The 4,822-nt window shown below is 31.3% G+C and carries 2 protein-coding genes; one reads left to right on the plus strand and one right to left on the minus strand.

Translation table 11 applies throughout. From position 1 onward, the window contains the following. Positions 1–764, minus strand: a 764-nt coding sequence (locus ACERJO_RS20765) for a hypothetical protein (protein WP_373648752.1), incomplete at its 3' end; no start/stop codon positions are given. A 1,442-nt stretch (positions 765–2,206) separates the two neighbouring features. On the opposite strand from ACERJO_RS20765, the gene ACERJO_RS20770 reads away from it, so the two are divergent. Further along, positions 2,207–4,261 (plus strand): hypothetical protein, encoded by a 2,055-nt coding sequence (locus tag ACERJO_RS20770; RefSeq protein WP_373648753.1) that lies wholly within the window; start codon positions 2,207–2,209, stop codon positions 4,259–4,261. Positions 4,262–4,822 lie beyond the last annotated feature (561 nt).

The raw sequence follows: 4,822 nt of genomic DNA on the forward strand, positions 1-4,822 counted from the left end.
TCTGTTACAGCTTCTGCTTGTCCACTAGAAAAACAGTTATTAAAAATAACAAGTTTAATGGAATCAGACATTGTCTTTATTAATAGAGTAATCGCCTCTTTGGATAGAAGACTTGTAGTTCCTTCAGTTGTTTCTAGTACAATGTCATGGTCTTGGGAACCATGGCCACTAAAATGAATTATATGGGGTTGTACTTCATTTATAGCTTGAAGTATATCGTTGGAACGTACTGCCCATCGAGATTGTAAATTGATTGAATCACGATATTCAGAAGCCCGAATTTTTTCTTGAATCAAACGAATTTCCTGGTCTAATCGTAATGAACTCTGATCATTAGGATTGGAAGCTAAGAATAGAACGTTTATTTTTTCTGGAAGTGCTTCGAAATTAATTGAAATAGGGTGGGCTGATATTTCTTGACTTATTCTTTGCTGTTTTTTTAACTCATCGGTAATAGCTTTTGTGTGTCTTAATTCAGCAGTTTTATTCTTTTTTGTTTCTCTATCCTCTGAGCGTCGTAATTGATCTAACGCTTGATTTAATGCTTTTATTTTATCTGCTTTTTTACCTTTAAGAACACCTATCTTTTTTTGGACATTTATCACTTCTCGTTGTTTAGAATTAAGGGTAGAGGTACTTTTTGTACGTTGTATAGCTTTTAACGCTTTTGCCAGCTTTTCTTGTTCTTTGCCTATATCTTTTTCAATACTAGCAATATCTTTTTCTAAACCTTGAACCTTGTTCCGATACATTGTAATACTCATAACATCCACCCCTTTACATTAATTAACATTAAATTTATTCTTTGTATAAATTCCTATATAAATATTACCATTTATTTGAACAAAAATCTGCTCTATCTCTACAAATCGGAGCTTCAAAAAATATGAACTATTAATAATAAAGGTCTTTTCAAAAGGAGAGAAAATTTTATGAGTTACATTATTACCATTGGTGAAAGTGAACTGAAAAAAATGGGATTGAACTGATCCAATATGATAGTGATGATGTTTATACAGAAAGCTTTTTAGGAAAATGGGTCGTTGCACCTGAAGAAAATGAGAGGTTTATAAGAAAAAATTCACTTCCTCTTAATAATTATTGATGAAGGAATTTGTTGTGCTGTTGCATAGAAATTGGAAGGGACCTTTGCTTTATATGTATTTCACAAAAATCTAAAAACTAGGCCTAGTCTAAATGAAGTAACATTTTAGAAACTTTGGAATTGGAATTAGCAGAGGAACTTCTTGATATTATTAAAGCTATAAGAGCACTATATCAATTATTTAAGTAAAACTTTTAATAAAGCAAAATTCTATACAAAAAACAACAAAGATGCAGGCGCTACTAGGGGCTAAGAATTCTCCCAACTAGCCAGGTGGATCAATAGAAGGTGTTTACAAGTTTTAATAACCTTGAATTACTGTACTAATTTTTATAAAATATTTTTTTAGATATAGGTGCTGGTAACGCCTATGTTCAATATAGTTGTCCCTTTGAAGAGCGGTAGGCAACTTATAAGGTATATGTTATTAGAGAAAAATCACCCACTTAGCCCATTACAGCTCAGGGTGATTTTTTCTCTTTTGATAACAAGTTTGTTATCATTCTTTCGAAATGATTTCATACCTAACTTCCAGAAGGCTTTAAGCTTATCAATAAAGGACAAAAGGAACACGAAGTTTGGCGTGGAATTCCGTGAACGGTAACTCCATTCAACTCAAAATCGTGTTCCTTATGAGTATCCAGGCAAGTGCTACTCCATAAAAATTTGATTAACCTGTATGCACTATCAACTCCACACATGTGGAGTATTGTTCACTACATACTAATGAAGTAAAATATAATGTATTACCAGTGAGTAAGGAGCTTTTCCTGAGTGGATCAGCTCTTTGTTTTTGAAAAATTAAACAGTTCTCTCATGGAGTATCTTCCTGAGATAGGTAATTCTTCGGTTTGAAACAGACTGAGTCTCGTATAATGAATTGTAAACAATATGTGAAAATGAATATATTCTACTATTGTGGTGGTTTGATTAATTATTTATATGATAATTAAGGTAGATTTTGGTACCCTTATAGATACATAGAGTTTATGTTGTACTTCTAACAAGCTTAAGGAATAGATTACATAATAGTAGAATAAGTAATTTTTGTTATGAGAATCCTAAATAACTAAAAAATGGGTAGTTAAAGGTGTGATGTAATTGAAATTATGGAACCATTATGAACTTGAAAATTTAAATCGAGATACTAATTCGTTTGTTACCTTTTTGATAGACTTTATGCATTGTCACCCTATAGAAGATTCTTTGGAAATGGTAAGGGTCTCAGGGATTTGTTTAGATGTGTATACTGGAAGGCAAACCAAACTTTTTAAAAAAGTGATTTCTACATTAAAAACACATTATACAGAAGATATTAAACAAATTGAAGAATTCGTGGTAACAATTCAAACAATCAACTCAATAATTAAAGACTTCTTTGACCTTAGATCATCAAGAGGGTTGAACCAAATTCCAGAGAAGAGGCGAGTTATTTCTTTTATACTCTCTTTAGAGATTATGTTAGGATCGCTCAATGAATACATTGCTGGCCGCTCATTATTCATGATAAAGCAAGTTTATCCTTATGTATTTTCGTTATTTGATGAAAATAAACAAAAAGTCGTAAAAGCGGAGAAAGACATTAATCGTATTTTAGGTATTGCTGATAGTATAGCAGAGTCATCAGGGAGTGTATTAAAGTTTTTGGGAGGAACAAAAGGTAATTTGGGTAAGCTTGATACAATGCGTATGGATCATGTTAGAATTGCGAGAGAACATATTGAACTATTCGATATTTGGTCAACGCTATTAAACCTTGAACAAAAATGGCGATTCATTGGGGCAGATTTTATTTCCGATGAACAAAAATGTTTTATAGAATTCGGTAATGATAATTTATTAAAAGCACAAGAGATCTCAAAGATTAGGTTTAAAAGCCAGAAAAATAAATGGTTTGCTGACTTCAATTTATCTCATAAGCGTGAACTGATTGATAAAATTGACCCTAAAGCCAAGGAGTTGCCACCCAATCAGTACCTTTGTGAAGATGAAGCGTATTTCTCAATTGCAATAGGAGAGTTTTTACATACACATAATTTAGAAATTAAGTGTTTAGGTATTTCTCTCTCAGAATGGATTCGAGCCTATATAATAATACAAACAGAAGCAAAAAAGTATATAAAAGAAAGAGTAGAGTTGAATAAAGTTAAACCATTAAATTTAGAGGATTGGACTATTGTGAAATCACCAAAAGAATGGATAGACATATTCGTATCCAGAGGGATATCAGCCGCCAGTGCCTTTGGCATCATCAAAACTTTTGAATTTACTAATGATTCAAAGGATCTTTTGGATTGTCCTTTTGTTGTTCATGACGATAAATTAATAGTTATTCCTTCTGTTGCTTCACATATTGATCCATCTATGTCTTTAATTTCGTTATTTACGAAGAAAAACGTAGATATTTCATTTAAGGGTACTGGTTTAGAAGAGGACATTTTAAGAAAATTAAACAAACAAGGAATATTAGCAAAGAGGTTAAAGTACATTCAAGATGGTGAAACGTATGAATGTGATGCAGGCTTTACTCTTAATAATGATTTATTTTTGGTTGAGTTAAAGGCTTTTGGTCAACCGCTTGATATCAGAGAGTACTACAATTTTTTATTGAAAATAAATGGTGAATCGGAGAAAGTAAAAGAACAAGATAAGGAAAGAAGTGCTACAGAACAACTGGATAGGATTGTTAGTTTTTACGAAAGTAATCTACATTTAGTAAAAAAGGAATTAGGTTTACCAAGTGATTGGAGCCCTAACAATATTTATAAGATCATTGTAACTACTGCGATGTTAGGAGAACCTATGGTTTTTGACGGTTGTTTTGTTGTAGACTCTTCAATATTTAATTGTTTCTTAGATAGAACACCTCCTGGTTTTTCAATTGGAAAAACCTTTTTGAAACCGTACCATGAAGACTTTGAAGGTGAAATATCATCTGAGAAGTTAATAAACATTTTAAGGACTCCTCCACAAATTGAGTTAGGGAATATTAGGGTAAGAAAAAACTATAGAAGTTTTACACTGAAATCTAAAACTATAGAGTATCCGTATTATAATGACCAATTAGGAGACTTTATTAAATATGATAAAGATTTATTAAGAAAAATGGGGTTGAACATAGAAGACGTTGCTGTAACCAGGGAAAATATAGTATAGGGTTATTAATTCTTTTCTTTATATCTTATCCACTACTATGTAACAATATTAAATATTGACTCTTAATTAAAAAAGCATTCCTAAACCGAAGAACTTCTGATTAAATTCATCTGGCCTTCGGTCTTTTTTGCTAATATTGAAATTGTATAGATAAAAATCTGAGGTGTTAATCCCTTTAGAAGTTTTGGAAAAAATACAACTGTTTTTACAGTTATCTTATTTAAGTAAGTTGGACAGCAGCAATATGTAGATAAAACTGGATTGATGGAATTTAAAAAAGCAGGTGAAAAGCGATTCATCTGTGGTATATTTACACATCGAAATCATTTTACACAAATTTTACACATCAATTCAACAAAACCTTATAACATCAATACTTTAAGACCCATCTCGACCCCGACCACCGGTATTTAATCTAAACATATTATTAAACATTATTATCGAAAAAGATGAGACAGGGAGGAATTCCTTGTCTTTTTTTTATTATAGTTAAAATTTCTATAAAAGCATCAGTCTTAAAAATTTTAATTTTCATAGATGTGTTTGCGTGAGTGGATAAAA

Origin of the sequence: Halalkalibacter sp. AB-rgal2, from assembly GCF_041821005.1 — a bacterium.
In the GTDB taxonomy this organism is placed as follows: Bacteria; Bacillota; Bacilli; order Bacillales; family Bacillaceae_D; genus Halalkalibacter.